Origin of the sequence: Azospirillum sp. B2RO_4, assembly GCF_051124815.1 — a bacterium.
Classification (GTDB): Bacteria; Pseudomonadota; Alphaproteobacteria; order Azospirillales; family Azospirillaceae; genus Azospirillum.
Genome location: NZ_CP118485.1, coordinates 2,718,500 through 2,739,590, shown reverse-complemented (window position 1 = coordinate 2,739,590; position 21,091 = coordinate 2,718,500). Strand labels below are relative to the sequence as shown.

The following is a 21,091-nucleotide window of genomic DNA, read 5'->3' as shown; positions in this document are numbered from 1 at the left end:
TGATGCCCCCCCTCCCTAACCCCCCGCTCATGCGGGAGAGGGGACTGCCGCCGGTTTCCCGTAAGGCACCCTCTCCCGCGGAGCGGGGGAGGGTCGGGGAGGGGGCAATCGCTTCAGCAACCCGACCGCTGTTTCACGTGAAACACGCCCTCACTTCCCGATGCAGAAGTCCCGGAAGATCACGTCCAGCAGATCCTCCACGTCCACCCGCCCGGTGATGCGCCCCAACGCCCGGCTGGCAAGACGCACATCCTCCGCCGCCAGTTCGGGCAGCGGCGCATTCAGCGCCCGCAGCAGCGACTCTCGGCACTCGGTCAGCGCGGCCCGGTGACGGGCGCGGGTCAGGGATGGCGCGCTGCCGATGGCGAGCCGGTCGGCACTGAATGCCGTCAGCTTTTCCTCCAACGCCTTCAGCCCGCCGCCTGTGTGGGCGGAGACCAGGATCGGGGACAGATCCGGCCGGAGGTCCATCGCGGTCACAAGGTCGGTCTTGTTGAACACCACCACGGTATCGCCGTCGATCAGGTCCAGCGTCGCCGGGTCGAGGTCGGGCAGGGTGGTGGCGTCGAACACAGCAACCTTCACGTCGGCACGAGCCGCCCGGTCGCGGGCGCGGCGGATGCCCTCCTCCTCGACCTCGTCGGCCGCAGCCTCGCGCAGACCGGCAGTGTCGGCCAGCACGACGGGATAGCCGCCGAGATCGAGATGCACCTCGATGATGTCGCGGGTGGTGCCGGCACGGGCGGAGACGATGGCGGCATCCCGGCGGGCGAGCGCATTCAGCAGGCTCGACTTGCCGGCATTCGGCGCACCGACGATGGCGATGTGCAGCCCTTCGCGCAGACGCTCGCCCCGACCGCCGTCGTTGAGATGCGTCGCGATCTCGTCGGCCAGTCCGGCGATCACCGGACGGACGGCATCGGCGACACCGCCGGGCAGATCGTCCTCGGCAAAGTCGATGTCGGCCTCGATATGGGCGAGTGCGCGGGTCAGCCGCTCCCGCCAGCCGTCATAGAGCTTGCCGAGCGCACCTTCCATTTGCCGCAACGCCTGTCGGCGCTGCGCAGTGGTCTCGGCATCGATCAGGTCGGCGACCGCTTCGGCCTCGGTCAGGTCGAGCTTGCCGTTCTCGAAGGCGCGGCGGGTGAACTCGCCGGGTTCAGCCAGCCGCAAACCGGGCAGGGTGGCGAGCGCCTCGATCACGCCGGTGACGACGGCGCGACCGCCATGCAGGTGCAATTCCACCACATCCTCGCCGGTGAAGCTGGCGGGGGCGGTGAAGCGCAGGACCAGCGCATCGTCGAGATCGTCGCCGGTGCGCGGATCGCGCAGCTTGGTCAGCACGGCGCGGCGGGGAGCGGGTAGGGCGCGGCCAGTCAGCGCCGTGAGGGCGGATCCGGCCTCGGGTCCCGAAATGCGAACCACCGCCACACCGGAGCGGCCGGGGGCGGTGGCGAGAGCGTAGATGGTGGTGAACATCGGATGTGGATCAGCCGCGCTGCTCGGGCCGCAGTTCCCGCTGCTCCGGCGTCAGCATCAGGCGCTCGACGCGACGGCCTTCGACCAGATGGGTCTGCAGGATTTCATCGACGTCGCCGGTGCTGTGATAGCTGTACCAGACGCCTTCCGGATAGATCACCAGCGTCGGACCCAGTTCGCAGCGGTCGAGGCACCCGGCGGAGTTGATCCGTACTTTGCCGTCGAAGCCGAGTTCACGGGCACGGGCCTTCATATAGTCGCGCAGCTTCTCCGACCCGTGCGCGGCACAGGATCCGCGCTTGTGCCCGTCGGGACGGCGATTGGTGCAACAGAAGACATGGGCTTCAAAGTAAGGCTTAGGATCGGTCACTTTCTTCCTTCCTGACCCAGGGCCGACGCCATCTGGGACCAAAACATCTTCTGCATCTGCTCCATGCCCTGGATGCCGGCGGGAAGCCAGGTCTTCAGCATGGTCTCCGGGTCCATGGCCTGAAGGTTCGCACGCATGCGTTCCTGGATCTCCTGCATCATGGCATCCTGCATCGGCTTCACATCGGGCAGGCCCAGGAAGTGCCGGGCCTCGTCCGGGGTGCAGTCGATGTCGACGGTGATTTTCATGGGACCCCCTCCAGACCGGGACCAGGAGCCGGGTTCGGCAACGGTCCAGGCATTGGCCGTGTTGATTTTGGGGTTGAGCGCCACAGCGGCTCATGCCCCACTATACAGATAGGATGCACTGGCGCAACGCCACCCCGGCGCCACCTATTGTCTAACGACACACCAACAGATCGGACACCGCCATGCCCGCCACTCCGTTGGGCGCGAACCTGCTAGGCCGGGAGACGAGCCCCTATCTGCTGCAGCACAAGGACAACCCGGTGCATTGGATGCCCTGGGGTCCGGAGGCCTTCGCCCGTGCCAAGGCGGAGAACAAGCCGGTGCTGCTGTCGGTCGGCTATGCCGCCTGCCACTGGTGCCACGTGATGGCGCATGAGAGCTTCGAGAATCCGGAGATCGCCGGGCTGATGAACGAGTTGTTCATCAACATCAAGGTGGACCGGGAGGAGCGGCCGGATCTCGACACCATCTACCAGTCGGCGCTTGCGCTGCTGGGCCAACAGGGCGGCTGGCCGCTGACGATGTTCCTGACGCCGGATGCGGAGCCCTTCTGGGGCGGCACCTATTTCCCGCCCGCACCGCGCTATGGCCGCGCCGGCTTCCCCGACGTGCTGCGCGGCATCGCCGGCACCTATGCCAATGAGCAGGACAAGGTCGGCAAGAATGTCGACGCGCTGAAATCGGCGCTCGCCGGGATGGGGGAGAACCGGTCGGCCGGCGCCGTCGATGCCGGGGTGTTGGATCAGGTGGCGCAACGGCTGCTGCGGGAGGTCGACCCGATCCACGGCGGCATCGGCAGCGCGCCGAAATTCCCGCAGGTGCCGCTGTTCGAACTGCTGTGGCGGGCGTGGCAGCGCACGGGACGCGAGCCGTTCCGCGAGGCGGTGACCCATACGCTGGCCAACATGGCCCAGGGCGGAATCTACGACCATCTCGGCGGCGGCTTCGCCCGCTATTCGGTCGACGAACGCTGGCTGGTGCCGCATTTCGAGAAGATGCTCTACGACAATGCGGAGCTGCTCGACCTGATGACGCTGGTCTGGCAGGAGACGCGCGACCCGCTGCTGGAAACCCGCATCCGCGAGACGGTCGGCTGGCTGCTGCGCGAGATGATCGCCGACGGCGGCGGCTTCGCCGCGACGCTGGACGCCGACAGCGAGGGCGAGGAGGGACTCTTCTATATATGGCAGGAGCATGAGGTCGACCGGCTGCTCGGTCCGGCGCTGGGTGACGACGGGCTGGGGACGTTTAAGCGCGTTTACGAGGTGCTGCCCCAAGGCAATTGGGAAGGCGTTACCATCCTGAACCGGCTGGGCGGTTTGACCCTGGCCGGCGACGCCACCGAGGCGACGCTCGCCAAGGGCCGGGAGATCCTGCTGCGGGCACGGGCCAAGCGGGTGCGGCCGGGTTGGGACGACAAGGTGCTGGCCGACTGGAACGGCCTGATGATCGCGGCGCTGACCCATGCCGCCCTGGCGCTGGACGAGCCGGAATGGCTGGACGCCGCCGGCCGCGCCTTCGCCTTCGTCCGCGACCGGATGGATACGGACGGACGGCTCTGCCACAGCTGGCGGCACGGGCAGGGCAAGCATGCCGGGATGCTCGACGACTATGCCCACATGGCGCGCGCGGCCCTGGCGCTGCACGAGGCGACCGGAGATCCGGCGGCGCTCGATCAGGCAAGGACCTGGGTGGCGACGCTCGACGCCCATTTCTGGGACGGCGCCAACGGCGGCTACTTCTTCACCGCCGACGATGCCGAAGGGCTGATCGTCCGCACCAAGAGCGTCTACGACAACGCCACGCCCAGCGGCAACGGAACCATGCTGGCGGTGCTGACCACGCTGTTCCAGCGCACCGGCGAGGATGCCTACCGTGAGCGGGCGGAGGCACTCGCCGCCGCCTTTTCGGGCGAGTTGACCCGCAACTTCTTCCCGCTGCCGACCTTCCTGAACGCGGTGGAGTTGATGAGCGCGCCGCTGCAGATCGTCATCGTCGGCCCGCCCAAGGCGGCGGAGACCGAGGCGCTGCGCCGGACGGTGCTCGACCGCTCGCTGCCCAACCGCATCCTGACCGTGCTCGCACCGGGGGCGGATCTGCCTGCCACTCATCCGGCACAGGGGAAGGGGATGCGCGACGGAGCGGCCACCGCTTATGTCTGCCGCGGCATGACCTGCTCGGCACCGGTGACGGCGCCGGCGGATCTGGCCGCTCTTCTGGCAACGAAAAGCTGACTTCACCGGGAGGAAACCATGGCGCGCCTTTCCATCGACAGCCCGCTGGGGCCTCTGATGCTGAGCGGGGACGGATCCGCCCTGACCTCGGTCGGCTGGGGCCGCTTCGACCATGACGAGCCGGACGCGGTTCTGACCGAGGCGGCGCGCCAGCTGGAGGCCTATTTCACCGGACGGCTCCAGCGTTTCGACCTGCCGCTGAAGCCGGCGGGCACCGCCTTCCGGCGCAGCGTCTGGGACGCGATGCTGGCGATCCCCTATGGCGGCACCGCGACCTATGGCGGGATGGCGAAGATGCTGGGCAGTGCGCCGCGCGCGGTCGGCGGGGCCTGTGGCGCCAACCCGATTCCGATCGTCATCCCCTGTCATCGGGTGCTGGCCAGCGGCGGAGCGCCCGGCGGCTATTCCGGCCACGGCGGGCTTGACACCAAGGCGTGGCTGCTGGCGCTGGAACGCCGGCATGCCGGCGTGGGGCAGGGCAATGGTGCTGCTGCGGAGCAGTTCGCGCTGCTTTGAGGCTGATACGAACGTCAACGAATAAGGAAACCAAACCACCATGGTTCACGCGATCCGCATCCACGAGCATGGCGGGCCGGAGGTTCTGCGCTGGGACGAGATCGAGGTGGGAGAGCCCGGTCCCGGTCAGGTGCGCATCCGCCAGACCGCCGTCGGCCTCAACTACATCGACACCTATCACCGCTCCGGCGCCTACAAGCTGCCGGATCTGCCGGCGGTGATCGGCATGGCGGGCACCGGCGAGGTCGAAGCGCTGGGACCGGACGTCACCACGCTGAAGGTCGGCGACCGCGTCGGCTACGCCATGTCCATCGGCGCCTATGCCGAGAGCCGGCTGATCGCCGCCGACCGGCTGGTGCCGCTGCCGAGCTGGCTCGACGAGCAGGCGACGGCGGCCACGCTGCTGCAGGGGCTGACCGCGCAGTATCTGCTGCGCAGCACCTATGTGGTCCAGCCCGGCGACACCATCCTGGTGCAGGCTGCAGCCGGCGGGGTGGGGCTGCTGCTGTGCTCCTGGGCGCGGCATCTCGGCGCCACGGTGATCGGCACCGTCGGGTCGGAGGAAAAGGCCGAGCTGGCGAAGGCCCACGGCTGCCACCACACCATCGACTACACCCGCGAGGATTTCGTCCAGCGGGTGAAGGACCTGACGGACGGGCAGGGTGTGCCGGTGGTCTATGACGGCGTCGGCAAGACCACCTTCCTGAAGGGGCTGGATTGCCTGCGGCCGCGTGGGCTGATGGTGCTGTTCGGCGCCGCCTCCGGTGCACCGGCGCCGCTGGATCTGGGGGTGCTGGCGGCGAAGGGGTCGCTGTACGTGACGCGGCCGACTCTGGCGACCTACACCGCCAAGCGCGAGGATCTGATGGCCTCGGCGGCCGATCTGTTCGACGCGGTGAAGAATGGCGGCGTGACCTTCACCGTCAACCAGCGCTTTGCACTGAAGGACACGGCGGAGGCGCACCGGGCGCTCGAAGCGCGGGCGACGACAGGGTCGACGGTGCTGGTGCCGTAAGGTTTCGGCGGGCGAACGCCCCCACCCCGACCCTCTCCCACCAAAGGTGGGGGAGGGTTAGGGAGGGGGCCACGGACGTGCGCTACTCCACCGCCCAGAGCGGGTTCTTGATCTTCTTCAGCATCTCCGCATGGGCCGCGGCCTCTTCGTCGCTGACGGCGAAAACACGGGCTTCGCGGAAGGGGCGGTCGATGCGGACCGGGCCGGCGGAGCCGCTCTTCGATGCCGGACCGCCGGCGAAGGACAGGCCGGTCTGCCGGCCACCCAGCAGCTCTAGATAAACCTCGGCCAGCAGCTGGGCGTCGAGCAGCGCGCCGTGCAGGGTGCGGTTGGAGTTGTCGACGCCGAAGCGTTTGCACAGCGCGTCCAGGGTGGCCGGCGAACCGGGGAACTTCTGCCGAGCCATCAGCAGCGTGTCGATGGCGCGGTCCTTCGGCATCACCGGATAGCCGGCGATCTTCAGCTCCCAGTTCAGGAAGTGCATGTCGAAGGCGGCGTTGTGGATCACCAGCGGCGAGTCACCGATGAAGGCGACGAAATCCGCGGCGACGTCATTGAACAGCGGCTTGTCGGCCAGGAATTCCGAACTCAGGCCATGGACGGCGAAGGCCTCCGGCGGCATGTCGCGTTCGGGATTGAGATAGACGTGGAAGCGCTCGCCGGTGGCGAGGTGGTTGACCAGCTCGATGCAGCCGATCTCGACCAGCCGGTGACCCTCCTCCGGCTTGAAGCCCGTGGTTTCGGTGTCGAGAACGATTTCACGCATGATGGATCTACCCTGGTTGATAACCGCGCGGCGGCCAGTGCCTGCCCGGCCGCCTTGCCATCCGATGTTGTCTGACTTGGCGCACAATGCCCTGAAGTGCCCGCCGCGTCACCAGCCGACCGGCCCCCGTCGGCACGACATGGTCGGCGCGGCGCCGTTTCTCCACGTCCGGCATCTGGCGGGCGAGAATACCGGCGAACTTCTCCGCTGTCATGCCCGGCCGGGCCAGCACGCGGGCGCGCTGGACTGCGAAGGGGGCGGAGACGACGATGGTGGCATCGACGCGCCGCTCGCCATGGGTTTCGAACAGCAAGGGGATGTCCAGCACGGCAATCTTCGCGCCGCGCCGCGCCGCACGGGCAAGGAAATCGCGCTGCGCCGCCTGGACCATCGGATGCAGGATCGCCTCCAGCCGCTTCAGCGCGTCCGGATCGCGGAACACCGCCGCCCCCAGCGCCTGCCGGCTGACCGCGCCGTCCACCACCACGCCGGGGAAGGCGGCGTCGATGGACGGCACCGCCCGGCCGCCGCGGCCGAGCAGCCGATGGACCACCGCATCGGAATCGCAGACCGGGGCGCCCATCGCCTGCAGCATGCGGGCGGCGGTGCTCTTGCCCATGCCGATGGAGCCGGTCAGACCCAGCACGATCATGACCCGAGCCTCAGCCTTCCAGGACGAAGCGGGTCAGCTCCGGCGTCACCTGCGGCTCGACGCCGAACCAGGCCTTGAAGCCGGGACGGGCCTGATGCAGCAGCATGCCGATGCCGCCGGCCACCGGGTTGCCGCGCGCCTTCGCCTCGGCCAGCAGCGGGGTTTCCAGCGGCACATAGACGATGTCGTTGACGACGGCCGAGACGGGCAGGGCACGCAAGCTGAGGTCCAGTGCCGGCTGACCCGCCATGCCCTGGGTGGTGGTGTTGACCAGCAGCGCGGCCCCGTCGAGCGCGGTTTCACGTGAAACCCAATCGATAACCGTTACGCCGCTGTTCAATCCAACCGCGGCCAGATCCGCCGCCAGTTCCTCGGCGCGGGCACGGGTGCGGTTGACCAGACGGACCTCCGGCGCACCGGCGTCGAGCAGGGCGACCACCACGGCGCGGGCAGCCCCGCCGGCGCCGATCACCACGGCGGGTCCACGCTCCGCCGTCCAACCCGCCTGTTCGGCACGCAGGTTCTCGATGAAGCCGAAGCCGTCGGTGTTGCCGCCTTCCAGCGCGCCGTCCTCCGCCACCACGATGGTGTTGACCGCCCCCATGCGCCGCGCCGTCTCGTCCAGCCGGTCGACGGTGCGGAAGGCGGTCTCCTTATGCGGAACGGTGACGTTGCAGCCGCGAAAGCCGAGCGCGGGCAGGGCGCGGATCGCCTGTTCGGCCCGCTCGGGCGCCACCGCCAGCGGCACATAGGCGCCGTCGATCCCATAGTGCCGCAGCCAGAATCCATGCAGCCGGGGAGAGCGCGAATGGCTGATCGGCCAGCCCATCACACCGGCGAGCTTGGCCTTGCCGCTGATGAAGTGACCCGCCGTCATTCCTTGCCCACTCCATGCACGCGCAGAAAGCCGAGCAGCGGCAGAAGCGGCAGCCCGAGGATGGTGAAGAAATCGCCCTCGACCCGATGGAACAGCTGCGCCCCCAGCCCTTCCAGCTGATAGGCGCCGACCGAGTGCAGCACGTCGTCGCCAACGCGGTCGAGATAGTCGTCGAGAAACGCTTCGGAGAAATTGCGCATGGTCAGCCGGGCGCTGTCGATCCGGTGCCACATCCGCTCGCCGTCGCGCACCACCACTGCACAACTGACGAGCCGGTGGGTCTTGCCGCGCAGGTCGAGAAGCTGGGCACGCGCCGCGGCGCGGTCGGCCGGCTTGTCGTACCAGCGCCCTTCGCATTCCAGCATCTGGTCGGCGCCGACCACCAGCGCGCCGGGATGGCGGCGGGTGATGCGCTGGGCCTTCAGCTCGGCCAGGGCCTCGGCGACGATGTCGGCGGACACGCCTTCGGCGCGGCCGGCGGCCTTCACCTCGTCCTCGTCGACCAGCGGCCTGTCGAGGACGGCGCTGACGCCGGCCTGCTCCAGCATCGCCGCCCGCGTGCGCGAGCCCGATGCCAAAACCAGTTGGGGCACCAGAACCGGCGTGCTCACGTCTTCTTTCCTTCCGGGCTGAAGTTGGCGCTCTGGCGGCGGGCCAGCAGCATCATGATCTCGGCCGCGGTCTCCTCGATGGAGCGGCGGGACACGTCGATCACCGGCCAGCCGCGGCGGCTGAACAGGCGGCGCGCCTCCTGCACCTCGGCGCGGACCAGCTCCGGATCGGCATAGCTGGAGCCCTCGCCCTGGTTCAGCAGCTTCAGCCGGTTGCGGCGGATCTGCACCAGCCGGTCGGGGTCCTTGGTCAGCCCGACGATCAGCGGCCGGGTCAGCAGGTCCAGCTCCGCCGGCAACGGGCTGCCCGGCACCAGCGGAATGTTGGCCGCCTTGATGCCCCGGTTGGCCAGATAGATGCAGGTCGGCGTCTTGGAGCTGCGCGACACGCCGATCAGCACCACGTCTGCCTCGTGCAGGTCCCAGTTCGACTGGCCGTCGTCATGCGACAGGGCGAAATCGACGGCGTCGATGCGGCTGAAATACTCGGCGTCCAGCACATGCTGGCGGCCGGGCTGGCGCTGCGATTCTACGCCCAGGAAGGCGGCGAGCGCGTTGATCAGCGGATCGAGCACGGGGATGCAGGGCACCTGCATCTCGCGGCAGAAATCCTGCAGGCGGCGGCGCAGCGTCTCGTCGACCAGCGTGAACATCACCAGCCCGTGATTGTCCCGGATCCCCTCCAGCACGAGGTCGAGCTGGCGGTCGGTCCGCACCAGATTCCAGAAATGCTCGATGGGGCGCACGTCGTCGAACTGGATGACGCAGGCGCGCGCCACGCTGTTGATGGTCTCGCCCGTCGCATCGGACACGAGATGTAGGTGGAACTCTTTCATCCGTCCCCAACATTCTGTGGAGAACCCGGCCCAGATCTGTGGACAACCGGATCCGCCTTCGTTTCGTCCCGACCGGGGGACTCCTCCTCCCCGATACGGCCAAGCGCGGAACAACTCCGCTGACCGCTTCGGAAGCTGGGAAGATCCGGCCCCGCCCGCCCTGTTATCCACGGGACTCCCGTTCGTCCAGCTATAGCATTTCCGCCGTTTCCTGCGGTAGTGCTCCGAATCGTCCACAGATCCGCGCACATGACCGCGCAAGCCCCCGGATCTGTGGATAGATTCGTTTACGTCGGGGATCACCGTTATCCACAGGCATCCACCTCATCCTCTTCCTTTCTCCCTTTAAAAAATATAGTGAAGAAGAGGGGATAAACCCGTCCCGGAATCCGGCGCGGAATCGGCGCTGGAATCGCAGGGATTCAGATTCGCACATCCCAGATTCGCAAAGCCGAGGAACGCACCGTCTTGTCCGCCACCAGCTCCGACGTCCAGAATCGGGCTTCACAGCCTGCCCTGAAGCCGATGCTCGCCGCCCTGGCGGGAGAGGTGCGGTCGCGTCCGCCCTTCTGGCTGATGCGTCAGGCCGGACGCTATCTGCCGGAATATCGCGAGCTGCGGGCGAAGGCGGGCAGCTTCCTCGACCTCTGCTACAACCCCGACTTCGCGGTCGAGGTCACCTTGCAGCCGCTGCGCCGCTACGGCATGGACGCGGCGATTCTGTTCTCCGACATCCTGGTGGTGCCGCATGCCCTGGGGCAGCCGCTGGCCTATCTGGAAGGGGAGGGGCCGAAGCTGGATCCGGTCCGTACTGTGGAGGACCTGAAGCGCCTGTCGCGCGACCGCTTCCACGAGACGCTGGCGCCGGTCTACGAGACGGTGCGCCGGCTCTCCACGGCGATCCCCGCGGACACGACGCTGATCGGCTTTGCGGGGGCTCCCTGGACCATCGCCTGCTACATGGTAGAAGGGGCGGGCTCCAAGGAGTATGCGCACGTCAAGCGCTGGGCCTATGGCGACCCCACGGGATTCGGCCAGCTGATCGACCTGATCGTCGAGGTGACCGCCGACTATCTCTGCCGGCAGATCGAGGCGGGGGCCGAGGTGGTGCAGCTGTTCGACAGCTGGGCCGGCGTGCTGCCGGTGGCGGAGTTCCGCCGCTGGGTGATCGAGCCGACGCGGCGGATCGTCGCACTGGTGAAGGCCAAGCACCCGAACACGCCGGTCATCGGCTTCCCGCGCGGCGCCGGCCACGCCTATGAGGAGTATGTCGCCGGGTCCGGGGTGGACGCCGTCGGGCTCGACACCACCGTCCCGCCGGTGTGGGCGGAGCAGACCCTCCAGACGCGGCTGCCGGTGCAGGGGAACCTCGACCCGATCATGCTGGCGGCGGGCGGCAAGGCGCTGGAGACGGCGACGCACGACATTCTGGAGGCGTTGGCCGGCGGACCCTTCGTGTTCAACCTGGGCCACGGCGTCATCCAGTCGACCCCGCCCGACCATGTGGAGGCGCTGACCCGCATCCTGCGGGAGTGGCCGGGGCAGGGTTGACCGAATTGGCCCTAAGGGGCTGAAAAAGCGACAGAGGGGGTCTGGACAGAGCGACGGCGACGCTCCAGTTTAGCGGGCACCATGAGCCAGCAATTCTCCCAGACCTCCGCCTCGACCAGCACAACCCCCGGCGGCCCGACTCCCAATGGCCGGCCGCGGCGCGTCGCCGTCGTGCTGTTCAACCTCGGCGGTCCGGACGCGCCGGAGGCGGTACGGCCCTTCCTGTTCAACCTGTTCGCCGATCCGGCCATCATCCGGCTGCCGAACCCGTTCCGGTTCCTGATCGCCAGCCTGATCAGCGGACGGCGGGCCAAGCCGGCCGGCGAGATCTATGCCCAGCTCGGCGGCAAGTCGCCGCTGCTGGAGAACACGGTGGCCCAGGCGGCGGCGTTGGAGAGTGCTCTGGCGGCAGATCCGGGGCCAGATCCGGCCGGCGGTGGGGCGGAGACCAAGGTCTTCATCGCCATGCGCTATTGGCACCCGATGAGCGCCGAGACGGCCGCCCGGGTGAAGGCCTACGACCCGGATTTGGTGGTGCTGCTGCCGCTCTACCCGCAATTCTCCACCACGACGACGGCGTCGAGCGCCAAGGCTTGGGCCGAGGCGGCGAACACCGTCGGGCTGACGGCGCCGACCAGGCTGCTGTGCTGCTACCCGACCCAGGCCGGCTTCATCGACGGCACCGCGGACCTGATCCGCCCGCTGTACGAGGCGGCCAAGGCCCATGGCAAGCCGCGCGTGCTGTTCTCCGCCCACGGGCTGCCGAAGAAGGTGGTGGCTGGGGGCGACCCCTATCAGTGGCAGTGCGAACGGACGGCGGAATCGATCGCCGCGGCGCTGGGCATCGACGATCTCGACTGGATCAACTGCTACCAGAGCCGCGTCGGCCCGATGGAGTGGATCGGCCCCAGCACCGACGCCGAGATCCGCCGGGCCGGCCAGGACGGCGTGCCGATCCTGGTGGTGCCCATGGCCTTCGTGTCGGAGCATTCCGAGACGCTGGTGGAGATCGAGGTCGAATACCGCCATCTGGCCAAGGAATCGGGGGTGCCGCACTTCACCCGCGTGCCGACGGTGGGGGTGCATCCCGGCTTCATCGACGGGCTGGCCAAGCTGGTGCGGCAGACGGTCGCGGGCAAGGCGGCGATCTGCTCGCAGAAGGGCGACCGGATCTGCCCGTCCAACTTCTCCGGCTGCCCGCAGGCGCGGCCCTGAGCCGAAACTGCTGAGCCGCAACGGCCAAAACCGCAAAGTAAGAGGGGACACGCCCGGTGCTGTACGAATGGATCAAGGCGCTGCACGTCATCAGCATCATCGCCTGGATGGCGGGGCTGCTCTATCTGCCGCGCCTGTTCGTCTACCACTGCGAGGCGCCGGCCGGATCCGAGACGTCGGAGACCTTCAAGGTGATGGAGCGCCGCCTGCTGCGCGCCATCATGAACCCGGCGATGATCGCGGCCTACGTGTTCGGCATCGCCATGATCGTGCTGACGCCGGAATGGATGAAGCAGGGCTGGCTGCACGCCAAGCTGCTGTTCGTGCTGCTGCTGACCGTCAGCCACATGATGATGGCCCGCTGGCGCCGGGACTTCGCAGAGGACCGCAACACCCGGCCGCAGCGTTTCTACCGCATCGCCAACGAGGTGCCGACGCTGCTGATGATCGGCATCGTCATCTTCGTCATCGTGAAGCCCTTCTGACCGGTTGCCGCTTCTGGCTGGCGGCAGGTGAAGGCGCGGTCTTCCACCGCCCGGAAAAAGCGGAATCTGCGACCTTTGCGGGTTTCGCTTTCGTTTGACTTGCGCCCGCCGATCCGATAACCATGTCAGGACCACGGGGTTTTTCGCCCCGCGGCCTCCCACGCCTACATCTGCCGATCCGACGCTCTGTTCTTGAGCCGGGCCTGGTGGCTGGCGATCCGCTCCCGTGCGACCATGATCCGGACGCCCTGGCGCGCACCCGCCAAAGCGCCACCCGCTGCCCACCCGACGCGACCGCGTTGCGGCGTCCCCCGCCGCCAACCGCCGTCGGCCGGACCTTCTGGCACCTCCCATCCCCAAGGCCACTCCCCCGCATGACGATTTCACAGGCAATCCGATGCATCTCCAAGAGCTGAAGTGCAAAAGCCCCGCCGAACTGCTGGCGTTCGCGGAGGAGCTTCAGATCGAGAACGCGAGCACGCTGCGCAAGCAGGACATGATGTTCGCGATCCTGAAGCAATTGGCCGAAAACGATATTCCGATCTTCGGCGACGGCGTGCTGGAGGTGCTGCAGGACGGGTTCGGCTTCCTGCGCTCGCCGGAAGCCAATTATCTGCCGGGTCCCGACGACATCTATGTCAGTCCCAGCCAGGTGCGCCGCTTCGGCCTGCGCACCGGCGACACGGTGGAGGGGCAGATCCGCTCGCCCAAGGACGGTGAGCGCTATTTCGCCCTGCTGAAGGTCAACACAATCAACTTCGATACGCCGGACAAGGTCCGTCACCGTATCAACTTCGACAACCTGACGCCGCTCTATCCGGAAGAACGCATCCGGATGGAGGTCGAGGATCCGACCAAGAAGAACCTCACCGGCCGCATCGTCGACCTGGTGGCGCCGCTCGGCAAGGGGCAGCGCGGGCTGATCGTGGCGCCGCCGCGCACCGGCAAGACGGTGATGCTGCAGAACATCGCCCACTCGGTCGCCACCAACCATCCCGAAGCCTATCTGATCGTCCTCTTGATCGACGAGCGTCCGGAAGAAGTGACGGACATGGCCCGCTCGGTCCGCGGCGAGGTCATCAGCTCCACCTTCGACGAGCCGGCGACCCGCCACGTCCAGGTCGCGGAAATGGTGATCGAGAAGGCCAAGCGGCTGGTCGAGCACAAGCGCGACGTGGTCATCCTGCTGGATTCCATCACCCGTCTGGCCCGCGCCTACAACACCGTCGTGCCAAGCTCGGGCAAGGTGCTGACCGGCGGTGTCGACGCCAACGCCCTGCAGCGGCCCAAGCGCTTCTTCGGTGCCGCCCGCAATGTGGAAGAGGGTGGGTCGCTGACCATCATCGCCACCGCGCTGATCGACACCGGCAGCCGCATGGACGAGGTGATCTTCGAAGAGTTCAAGGGCACCGGCAACTCGGAAATCGTGCTGGACCGCAAGCTCTCCGACAAGCGCACCTTCCCGGCCATCGACATCTCCAAGTCGGGCACCCGTAAGGAGGAGCTGCTGGTCGACAAGGGCACCATGTCGAAGATGTGGATCCTGCGCCGCATCCTGATGCCGATGGGCGTGACCGACGCGGTCGACTTCCTGGTCGACAAGCTGAAGCACACCAAGTCGAACAACGAGTTCTTCGAGAGCATGAACCAGTAGGAACCGGATCTGCCGGCCTCTCGCCTGGACCTTCAGGGAGCGTCATCCCCGCGAAGGCGGGGAACCAGGCTTTCCCTGACGGTCGTTTCCAAGGGTTCTGGATTCCCGCCTTCGCGGGAATGACGGCCGAATGGGGCGGCAGACGGTTCGGATAGGACAAGAAAAAGGGCGGGGGCCTTTCGGCCACCCGCCCTTTTTCTTTCCGGCTCCGTTCGATCCGCGATGGATCAGAACGGGGGCTGCTGCGGCTGTTCGGCCTGCTGGCCGGACTGGCGGTGATACAGCTCGGCGAAGTCGATCGGGTTGATCATCAGCGGCGGGAAGCCGCCTTCGCGGGTCGCGCTGGAGACGATGGCGCGGGCGAACGGGAAGATCATCCGGGCGCCTTCGATCATCAGGACCGGGCGGTGATGCTCTTCCGGCAGGCCGGGGAACTGGAACAGCGCGCCATAGGCCAGCTCGACCAGGAAGGCCACGGACTCGCCCTGGCGGGCCTCGCAGCGCAGGTTCAGCGTCAGCTCATAGATGTCGTCGCCGACCTTCTGGCCCTGGACGTCGACACCGATGTTCACCTGCGGCTGCGGCTGGTTCGGCAGCAGGCTCTGCGGGGCGTTGGGGTTCTCGAACGAGAAGTCCTTCACATACTGCGCGAGGACATGCATCGGCAGCGAAGAGGTCTGCTGCTGCTCGGCGCCGTTGCTCATCTGATCGGACATAACGGACTCCTAATCGCCGGCTGTCGTCCCGGCCATCGTCCCGCATCGGGAAGGGGCGGGGACGGCGGGCCGACCCGGATGTGAGGTGACAGGGGTTGGTTCGCGACGGTTGTGCCTTCGCCCAGGGGGCTGGCTATCACGGATCGGTCGTCCTGCCAACGGAAACCACCGGCCCGCCGGTCGGTCAGCGCCGCTCATCCGGGCGGTGCTTCCCCCATTGGGAATCGGTCAGCCGAGGGGCATCGCGGTCGTCGGCCTTCTCTTCTCCCGGCGTGACGTCGCGGTAATCGGCGTCGATCACGCCGGGGGCGGGACGGAAGGGATCATCGGAACGGCGGGAACCGCCGGCGCCGAAATCCGTACCGCCGAAATCCGCATTGCCGAAATCCGCATTGCCGAAATCCTGACCGGCGGAACCCGGCCCGCCAAAACCGCCGGCTCCAAAGCCACCCCGGCCCGTGGTGGTGAAGACCGGCATTCCGGCCCCCATGCGGCCGAGCAGCCAGCGGCCGATGCCGCGGCGCAGCGGCCCGATCAGCAGGGCGATGCCGAGAATGTCCGTCAGGAAGCCGGGGATGATCAGCAGGATGCCGGCCAGCACGGCGCAGAAGCCGTCCAGCACGGTGCCGATCGGCGCCTCGCCGCGGGCCGCGGCCGCCTGGGCGCGGGTCAGCGACGCCAGCCCCTGGTGGCGGACCAGCAGCACACCCACCACCGCCGACAGCGCCAGCAGTCCGATGGTCGGCCCGGCGCCGATCCAATCGCCGACCTGGATGAATCCGACGATCTCCAGGATCGGCAGAAGAAGGATCAACAACAGGGGATTCATGGTGTCCTTGCTCTTCGGGCTCGCTGCCCCTATCTAAGTTTGGATAGGTCGTCCGGACGAAACACCGGCGGCTGCATCCAAATGGCGGTTACTGGTTGCGGTTACTGGCGGGCAAGCAACACGTAATGCCGCCCGGCCGCAAGGTCCAGGGGCGGGCCGGATCCGCCGGCGATTTCGCCCCCGATGCGGGCTTCACGACAAGTCGTTTTGGCAAGTTGTTTTGGAAGGAACAGATGATGGGAGACGGGTTCGTGTTCATCGAGATCGTGATCTTCGCGATGATCGCGGCCTTCCTCGTTTATCGGCTGCGCAGCGTGCTCGGCCGCCGGACGGGGGAGGAGCGTCAGCGCCCCAACCCCTTCACCGCCGCTCCGAATCCGGCGAAGCCCGACAATGTCGTGCCCCTGCCGGAGCGCAACCGGCCGCGGCCTGATGTCGCACCCGGCGCCGATGTGATGCCCTCGGACGAGCCGCTGTCGCTCGCCGCCTCCATCGACCAGCTCCGCGCCGCCGATCCGAACTTCGACGAGAAGCATTTCCTGGAAGGTGCCAAGGCGGCCTTCGCCATGATCGTCGACGCCTTCGCCCGCGGCGACACCGCGACGCTGCGCCCGCTGCTGGCCGACGACGTCTATGACAGCTTCGCCCGCGTCATCCGCGACCGTCAGGCCGCCGGCGAGCAGCACGAGGCCCGCATCGAGATCGTTCGCGAGGCCGAGGTGGTGGAGGCGAAGCTGGATGCCGCCCGGACCGCCCGCGTCACGGTGCGTCTGGTGACGGATCAGGTGAATGTGGTGCGTGACCGCGACGGCAACGTCATCGACGGCGATCCCAAGGCGCTGGTGGAAAACACCGACGTCTGGACCTTCGCCCGCAACCTCCGCTCCCGCGATCCCAACTGGGCGCTGGTCGAGGTTCGTCCGGTCCAGTAATGACTTACCGTCACCGTACCGGTTTCAGCGCCATCGCCCTCTTCGGGGCGGTGGCGTTGCTGTTTTCGGCCTGCGCCCCCAAGGAAGAGCCGAAGCCGCCGCCCGACGCCCTGACCCTGGCGCCGCTGTCCTTCGCCGACTTGGCCGGCTGGCGCACCGACCCGGTGGCCCAGGCGGTGCCCGCGCTCGCCCGCTCCTGCGCCCGGTTCAAGACACAGCCGAAAGACCGTGCAGTCGGGCCGGGCGGGGTGGCGGGCACCATCGCCGATTGGCAGGCCCCTTGCGCCCAACTGGCGGACCTGCCCCCCGGCGACGATGCCGCCGCCCGTGCCTTCTTCGAAGCCAACTTCACCCCCTATGCCGCCGGCAACAACGGCAAGCGCGAGGGGCTGTTCACCGGCTATTACGAAGCCGAGCTGGAGGGCAGCCGCAAGCCGGATCCGGCTTATCCGGTGCCGCTCTACCGCAAGCCGGCCGATCTGGTGATGGTCGATCTCGGCGACTTTTCCGACCGCTGGAAGGGGGAGCGCACCGCCGGCAGGGTGGTCGACGGCAGGCTGAAGCCCTACGAGGATCGCGCCGCCATCGTCGCGGGGGCGCTCAAGGGCAAGGGTCTGGAGCTGGTCTGGGTGAAGGACCCGATCGGCGCCTTTTTCCTGCAAATCCAGGGGTCGGGGCGGATCCAGCTCGCCAATGAAGGCGATGGCGGCGGCGAAATGCGCATCGGCTACGCCGGCCAGAACGGCCACAAATACGTCGCCATCGGCAAGGAGCTGATCGAGCGCGGCGCGCTGAAGCGGGAGGAGGTCTCGCTGCAGACCATCCGCGCCTGGCTGCTTGCCCATCCCGATCAGGCGGCGGCGGTGATGAACGTCAACCCGTCCTACGTCTTCTTCCAGCCGCTGTCGGGCGATGGCCCGAACGGCGCGCAGGGCGTGGCCTTGACGCCTGGCCGCAGTCTGGCGGTGGACTCCAAGTTCATGCCCTATGGAGTGCCGGTCTGGCTGGATGCCGAGGACCCGCTGGATGCCGGGCAGCGGTTGCAGCGGTTGCTGGTGGCCCAGGACACCGGCGGGGCGATCCGCGGGCCGGTGCGCGGCGATGTCTTCTGGGGCCATGGCCCGGAGGCGGAGCAGCGGGCCGGCGTGATGAAGAGCCGGGGAAGCTACGCGCTGCTGCTGCCGAAAAGCGTGAAGGTGGCGGCGGGCGGGTAGGGGCCCGGCGGAGGAATGTTTCACGTGAAGCAGGAGGCACCCGACGCGAGTGCCTCCCGCGCCCTCACAGAATGAACTTCGACAGATCGGCGTTCTTCGCCAGACCGCCGACCCGCTCGCGGACCAGGGCGGCGTCGATGGTGATGGTCTCGCCGGCGCGGTCGCTGGCGGCGAAGCTGATCTCCTCCAGCAGGCGCTCCAGCACCGTGTGCAGGCGCCGCGCACCGATGTTCTCGACCGAGCTGTTGATCTCCGCCGCCAGCCGGGCCAGCTCGTCGATGCTGTCGTCGGTGAAGACCAGATCGACCTCTTCCGTCTTCATCAGCGCCTTGTACTGGCGGATCAGGCTGGCTTCCGGTTCGGTCAGGATGCGTTTGAAATCGTCCTGGCTCAGCGCCTTCAGCTCGACGCGGATCGGCAGGCGGCCCTGCAACTCGGGCAGCAGGTCGGACGGCTTGGCGATGTGGAAGGCGCCCGACGCGATGAACAGGATGTGGTCGGTCTTCACCGGGCCGTGCTTGGTCGACACCGTCGTGCCTTCGATCAGCGGCAGCAGATCGCGCTGAACGCCCTCGCGGCTGACGTCGGCGCCGCGCGCGTCGGAGCGGGCGGAGATCTTGTCGATCTCGTCCAGGAAGACGATGCCGTTCTGTTCGACCGCGCGGATCGCCTCGGCCACCACCTTCTCCTGGTCCAGCAGCTTGTCCGACTCCTCCGCCATCAGCACGCCGTGGCTTTCGGCCACATTCATGCGGCGGGTCTTGGTGCGGCCGCCCATCATCTTGCCGAACATGTCGTTCAGGTTCAGCATGCCCATCTGGGCGCCAGGCATGCCGGGGATGTCGAAGGTCGGCATGGCTCCGGCACCGGTGTCGGCGACCTGGACCTCGATCTCACAGAATGAACTTCGACAGATCGGCGTTCTTCGCCAGACCGCCGACCCGCTCGCGGACCAGGGCGGCGTCGATGGTGATGGTCTCGCCGGCGCGGTCGCTGGCGGCGAAGCTGATCTCCTCCAGCAGGCGCTCCAGCACCGTGTGCAGGCGCCGCGCACCGATGTTCTCGACCGAGCTGTTGATCTCCGCCGCCAGCCGGGCCAGCTCGTCGATGCTGTCGTCGGTGAAGACCAGATCGACCTCTTCCGTCTTCATCAGCGCCTTGTACTGGCGGATCAGGCTGGCTTCCGGTTCGGTCAGGATGCGTTTGAAATCGTCCTGGCTCAGCGCCTTCAGCTCGACGCGGATCGGCAGGCGGCCCTGCAACTCGGGCAGCAGGTCGGACGGCTTGGCGATGTGGAAGGCGCCCGACGCGATGAACAGGATGTGGTCGGTCTTCACCGGGCCGTGCTTGGTCGACACCGTCGTGCCTTCGATCAGCGGCAGCAGATCGCGCTGAACGCCCTCGCGGCTGACGTCGGCGCCGCGCGCGTCGGAGCGGGCGGAGATCTTGTCGATCTCGTCCAGGAAGACGATGCCGTTCTGTTCGACCGCGCGGATCGCCTCGGCCACCACCTTCTCCTGGTCCAGCAGCTTGTCCGACTCCTCCGCCATCAGCACGCCGTGGCTTTCGGCCACATTCATGCGGCGGGTCTTGGTGCGGCCGCCCATCATCTTGCCGAACATGTCGTTCAGGTTCAGCATGCCCATCTGGGCGCCAGGCATGCCGGGGATGTCGAAGGTCGGCATGGCTCCGGCACCGGTGTCGGCGACCTGGACCTCGATCTCCTTGTCGTTCAGCGTGCCCTCGCGCAGCATCTTGCGGAACTTGGCGCGCGTCTCCGCACTGGCGCTGTCGCCGCAGAGCGCGTCGAGCACGCGCTCCTCCGCCCGCAGTTCGGCCTTGGCGGCGACCTCCTTGCGCAGGCGTTCGCGGGTCAGGCCGATGGCGGCCTCCACCAGATCGCGGATGATCTGCTCGACGTCGCGGCCGACATAGCCGACCTCGGTGAACTTGGTGGCCTCCACCTTCAGGAAGGGGGCCTGGGCCAGCCGGGCGAGGCGGCGGGCGATCTCGGTCTTGCCGACGCCGGTCGGGCCGATCATCAGGATGTTCTTCGGCAACACCTCTTCGCGCAGGCCCTCCGGCAACTGCTGCCGGCGCCAGCGGTTGCGCAGCGCGATGGCGACCGCGCGCTTGGCGTCGTTCTGGCCGACGATGTAGCGGTCGAGTTCCGAGACGATCTCGCGCGGGCTGAAGGCGGCGCTGTCGGCGGAGACGGAGGCGGTCTGAATCGTCATGGCGCTCACAGCTTTTCCAGGGTGACGTTTTCGTTGGTGTAGACGCAGATGCCGGCGGCGATCCTCATCGCCTTGCGCGCCACCGCCTCCGCATCCATCCCGTCGATGTCGATCAGCGCACGGGCCGCCGACAGTGCGTAGGATCCGCCGGAGCCGATGCCGATCAGCCCGTCCTCCGGCTCCAGCACGTCGCCGTTGCCGGTCAGCACCAGGCTGACGGTCTTGTCGGCCACCGCCATCATCGCCTCAAGCCGGCGCAGATAGCGGTCGGTGCGCCAGTCCTTGGCCATCTCGACGCAGGCGCGGGTCAGCTGGCCGGGATACTGTTCCAGCTTGCCTTCCAGCCGCTCGAACAGGGTCAGCGCATCGGCGGTGGCGCCGGCGAAGCCCGCCATCACCGTGCCGCCGGCCAGCCAGCGGACCTTGCGCGCGTTGGCCTTCATCACCGTCTGGCCGACCGAGACCTGCCCGTCGCCGGCGATCACCACCTGACCGTTCTTGCGCACCGACAGGATGGTGGTGCCGTGCCATTGGATGGGATCGTGTGGATTGGACGCTGGATAGGTCATGCGGAAACCATGCTGGACAATGGGAAACCGCCCGCCGGCCGGATGCAGAAGCTCAAGACCCCATGAACCGTGGCGGCAGGCCATC

Annotated in this window: 21 protein-coding genes and 1 pseudogene; 9 read left to right on the top strand and 13 right to left on the bottom strand. The window is 67.7% G+C overall.

Annotated elements, in window-relative coordinates; translation table 11 throughout:
• Positions 1-150 precede the first annotated feature (150 nt).
• The 3 genes from mnmE to PWS46_RS13190 are packed head-to-tail and all read right to left on the bottom strand — an operon-like array spanning position 151 to position 2,097.
• Entirely contained in the window at positions 151-1,479 is a 1,329-nt protein-coding gene (gene mnmE / locus PWS46_RS13200) for a tRNA uridine-5-carboxymethylaminomethyl(34) synthesis GTPase MnmE (RefSeq protein ID WP_434615955.1), read from the bottom strand.
• A 10-nt stretch (positions 1,480-1,489) separates the two neighbouring features.
• The gene (locus PWS46_RS13195) at positions 1,490-1,849 is read right to left on the bottom strand and encodes a (2Fe-2S) ferredoxin domain-containing protein (RefSeq protein ID WP_434615952.1); all 360 of its coding nucleotides are present in this window, start codon (positions 1,847-1,849) and stop codon (positions 1,490-1,492) included.
• Positions 1,846-2,097 (bottom strand): DUF6489 family protein, encoded by a 252-nt coding sequence (locus tag PWS46_RS13190; RefSeq protein ID WP_063635627.1) that lies wholly within the window; start codon positions 2,095-2,097, stop codon positions 1,846-1,848. The genes PWS46_RS13195 and PWS46_RS13190 overlap by 4 nt, the downstream gene beginning before the upstream one ends.
• Positions 2,098-2,279: 182 nt before the next feature.
• Here PWS46_RS13190 and PWS46_RS13185 point away from each other — a divergent pair, with 182 nt between their 5' ends.
• Genes PWS46_RS13185 through PWS46_RS13175 form a run of 3 tightly spaced genes read left to right on the top strand, consistent with a single transcriptional unit; the run spans position 2,280 to position 5,862 of the window.
• Positions 2,280-4,331, top strand: coding sequence for a thioredoxin domain-containing protein (locus tag PWS46_RS13185; RefSeq protein ID WP_434615949.1), 2,052 nt, complete (start codon positions 2,280-2,282; stop codon positions 4,329-4,331).
• 18 nt (positions 4,332-4,349) lie between these two features.
• Positions 4,350-4,847 (top strand): methylated-DNA--[protein]-cysteine S-methyltransferase, encoded by a 498-nt coding sequence (locus PWS46_RS13180; protein WP_434615946.1) that lies wholly within the window; start codon positions 4,350-4,352, stop codon positions 4,845-4,847.
• A 40-nt stretch (positions 4,848-4,887) separates the two neighbouring features.
• Positions 4,888-5,862 carry a quinone oxidoreductase family protein gene (locus PWS46_RS13175; protein ID WP_434615943.1) on the top strand — a complete coding sequence of 325 codons (975 nt, stop codon included), beginning with the start codon at positions 4,888-4,890 and terminating at the stop codon, positions 5,860-5,862.
• A gap of 82 nt (positions 5,863-5,944) precedes the next feature.
• Here the strand turns inward: PWS46_RS13175 and dnaQ are convergent, their stop codons facing one another.
• From dnaQ to PWS46_RS13150, 5 genes are read right to left on the bottom strand one after another with little or no spacing between them, the layout of a single operon-like run.
• On the bottom strand, positions 5,945-6,628 hold the full coding sequence (gene dnaQ, locus PWS46_RS13170) for a DNA polymerase III subunit epsilon (RefSeq protein ID WP_434615940.1): 684 nt from the start codon (positions 6,626-6,628) through the stop codon (positions 5,945-5,947).
• A gap of 7 nt (positions 6,629-6,635) precedes the next feature.
• Entirely contained in the window at positions 6,636-7,280 is a 645-nt protein-coding gene (gene coaE / locus PWS46_RS13165; RefSeq protein WP_434615937.1) for a dephospho-CoA kinase, read from the bottom strand.
• A 10-nt stretch (positions 7,281-7,290) separates the two neighbouring features.
• A complete protein-coding gene (locus tag PWS46_RS13160) occupies positions 7,291-8,157 on the bottom strand; it encodes a shikimate dehydrogenase (protein WP_434615934.1) in 867 nt (288 codons plus the stop codon).
• The gene (locus PWS46_RS13155; protein ID WP_434615931.1) at positions 8,154-8,768 is read right to left on the bottom strand and encodes a Maf family protein; all 615 of its coding nucleotides are present in this window, start codon (positions 8,766-8,768) and stop codon (positions 8,154-8,156) included. Before PWS46_RS13155 ends, PWS46_RS13160 begins: the two co-directional genes overlap by 4 nt.
• Positions 8,765-9,604, bottom strand: a complete 840-nt coding sequence (locus PWS46_RS13150; protein ID WP_085086922.1) for a pyruvate, water dikinase regulatory protein — start codon at positions 9,602-9,604, stop codon at positions 8,765-8,767. The genes PWS46_RS13155 and PWS46_RS13150 overlap by 4 nt, the downstream gene beginning before the upstream one ends.
• Positions 9,605-10,129: 525 nt before the next feature.
• Between PWS46_RS13150 and hemE the strand changes: the two genes are divergently transcribed.
• The 4 genes from hemE to rho all read left to right on the top strand — a co-directional run bounded on the left by hemE (position 10,130) and on the right by rho (position 14,509).
• On the top strand, positions 10,130-11,155 hold the full coding sequence (gene hemE / locus PWS46_RS13145; RefSeq protein ID WP_434620008.1) for a uroporphyrinogen decarboxylase: 1,026 nt from the start codon (positions 10,130-10,132) through the stop codon (positions 11,153-11,155).
• A gap of 81 nt (positions 11,156-11,236) precedes the next feature.
• Positions 11,237-12,370, top strand: coding sequence for a ferrochelatase (gene hemH / locus PWS46_RS13140; RefSeq protein WP_434615928.1), 1,134 nt, complete (start codon positions 11,237-11,239; stop codon positions 12,368-12,370).
• Positions 12,371-12,426: 56 nt separating this feature from the next.
• Positions 12,427-12,855, top strand: a complete 429-nt coding sequence (hemJ, locus tag PWS46_RS13135) for a protoporphyrinogen oxidase HemJ (protein ID WP_434615925.1) — start codon at positions 12,427-12,429, stop codon at positions 12,853-12,855.
• 397 nt (positions 12,856-13,252) lie between these two features.
• Complete coding sequence (gene rho / locus PWS46_RS13130) at positions 13,253-14,509, top strand: transcription termination factor Rho (protein WP_085086916.1); 1,257 nt, start codon at positions 13,253-13,255, stop codon at positions 14,507-14,509.
• A 227-nt stretch (positions 14,510-14,736) separates the two neighbouring features.
• Here rho and secB read toward each other — a convergent pair whose 3' ends face one another.
• Complete coding sequence (secB, locus tag PWS46_RS13125; protein ID WP_109074923.1) at positions 14,737-15,225, bottom strand: protein-export chaperone SecB; 489 nt, start codon at positions 15,223-15,225, stop codon at positions 14,737-14,739.
• A gap of 184 nt (positions 15,226-15,409) precedes the next feature.
• Positions 15,410-16,054, bottom strand: coding sequence for an FxsA family protein (locus tag PWS46_RS13120; protein WP_434615921.1), 645 nt, complete (start codon positions 16,052-16,054; stop codon positions 15,410-15,412).
• 236 nt (positions 16,055-16,290) lie between these two features.
• Here PWS46_RS13120 and PWS46_RS13115 point away from each other — a divergent pair, with 236 nt between their 5' ends.
• Both PWS46_RS13115 and mltA read left to right on the top strand, forming a co-directional pair.
• Positions 16,291-16,986: a Tim44/TimA family putative adaptor protein gene (locus PWS46_RS13115; RefSeq protein ID WP_434620005.1), complete on the top strand. Its 696-nt coding sequence runs from the start codon at positions 16,291-16,293 to the stop codon at positions 16,984-16,986.
• Complete coding sequence (gene mltA, locus PWS46_RS13110; protein WP_434615918.1) at positions 16,986-18,200, top strand: murein transglycosylase A; 1,215 nt, start codon at positions 16,986-16,988, stop codon at positions 18,198-18,200. Before PWS46_RS13115 ends, mltA begins: the two co-directional genes overlap by 1 nt.
• Positions 18,201-18,264: 64 nt before the next feature.
• On the opposite strand, the pseudogene hslU (PWS46_RS13105) reads toward mltA, so the two are convergent.
• The 3 genes and pseudogenes from hslU (PWS46_RS13105) to hslV all read right to left on the bottom strand — a co-directional run.
• A pseudogene (hslU, locus tag PWS46_RS13105) lies at positions 18,265-19,095 on the bottom strand (ATP-dependent protease ATPase subunit HslU); the annotation flags it as partial.
• Positions 19,094-20,437: an ATP-dependent protease ATPase subunit HslU gene (hslU, locus tag PWS46_RS13100; protein ID WP_434615915.1), complete on the bottom strand. Its 1,344-nt coding sequence runs from the start codon at positions 20,435-20,437 to the stop codon at positions 19,094-19,096. The gene hslU (PWS46_RS13100) and the pseudogene hslU (PWS46_RS13105), both read right to left, overlap by 2 nt.
• A 5-nt stretch (positions 20,438-20,442) precedes the next feature.
• A complete protein-coding gene (hslV, locus tag PWS46_RS13095; protein ID WP_149200826.1) occupies positions 20,443-21,006 on the bottom strand; it encodes an ATP-dependent protease subunit HslV in 564 nt (187 codons plus the stop codon).
• Between the last annotated feature and the right edge of the window lie 85 nt (positions 21,007-21,091).

Excerpts from the sequence above, each read along its gene's own strand:
- mnmE (WP_434615955.1), bottom strand. The coding sequence starts at position 1,479 with ATGTTCACCACCATCTACGCTCTCGCCACCGCCCCCGGCCGCTCCGGT.
- PWS46_RS13190 (WP_063635627.1), bottom strand. The coding sequence starts at position 2,097 with ATGAAAATCACCGTCGACATCGACTGCACCCCGGACGAGGCCCGGCAC.
- PWS46_RS13185 (WP_434615949.1), top strand. The coding sequence starts at position 2,280 with ATGCCCGCCACTCCGTTGGGCGCGAACCTGCTAGGCCGGGAGACGAGC.
- PWS46_RS13180 (WP_434615946.1), top strand. The coding sequence starts at position 4,350 with ATGGCGCGCCTTTCCATCGACAGCCCGCTGGGGCCTCTGATGCTGAGC.
- PWS46_RS13175 (WP_434615943.1), top strand. The coding sequence starts at position 4,888 with ATGGTTCACGCGATCCGCATCCACGAGCATGGCGGGCCGGAGGTTCTG.
- dnaQ (WP_434615940.1), bottom strand. The coding sequence starts at position 6,628 with ATGCGTGAAATCGTTCTCGACACCGAAACCACGGGCTTCAAGCCGGAG.
- coaE (WP_434615937.1), bottom strand. The coding sequence starts at position 7,280 with ATGATCGTGCTGGGTCTGACCGGCTCCATCGGCATGGGCAAGAGCACC.
- PWS46_RS13160 (WP_434615934.1), bottom strand. The coding sequence starts at position 8,157 with ATGACGGCGGGTCACTTCATCAGCGGCAAGGCCAAGCTCGCCGGTGTG.
- PWS46_RS13150 (WP_085086922.1), bottom strand. The coding sequence starts at position 9,604 with ATGAAAGAGTTCCACCTACATCTCGTGTCCGATGCGACGGGCGAGACC.
- hemE (WP_434620008.1), top strand. The coding sequence starts at position 10,130 with ATGCTCGCCGCCCTGGCGGGAGAGGTGCGGTCGCGTCCGCCCTTCTGG.
- hemH (WP_434615928.1), top strand. The coding sequence starts at position 11,237 with ATGAGCCAGCAATTCTCCCAGACCTCCGCCTCGACCAGCACAACCCCC.
- rho (WP_085086916.1), top strand. The coding sequence starts at position 13,253 with ATGCATCTCCAAGAGCTGAAGTGCAAAAGCCCCGCCGAACTGCTGGCG.
- secB (WP_109074923.1), bottom strand. The coding sequence starts at position 15,225 with ATGTCCGATCAGATGAGCAACGGCGCCGAGCAGCAGCAGACCTCTTCG.
- PWS46_RS13120 (WP_434615921.1), bottom strand. The coding sequence starts at position 16,054 with ATGAATCCCCTGTTGTTGATCCTTCTTCTGCCGATCCTGGAGATCGTC.
- PWS46_RS13115 (WP_434620005.1), top strand. The coding sequence starts at position 16,291 with ATGGGAGACGGGTTCGTGTTCATCGAGATCGTGATCTTCGCGATGATC.
- mltA (WP_434615918.1), top strand. The coding sequence starts at position 16,986 with ATGACTTACCGTCACCGTACCGGTTTCAGCGCCATCGCCCTCTTCGGG.
- hslU (WP_434615915.1), bottom strand. The coding sequence starts at position 20,437 with ATGACGATTCAGACCGCCTCCGTCTCCGCCGACAGCGCCGCCTTCAGC.
- hslV (WP_149200826.1), bottom strand. The coding sequence starts at position 21,006 with ATGACCTATCCAGCGTCCAATCCACACGATCCCATCCAATGGCACGGC.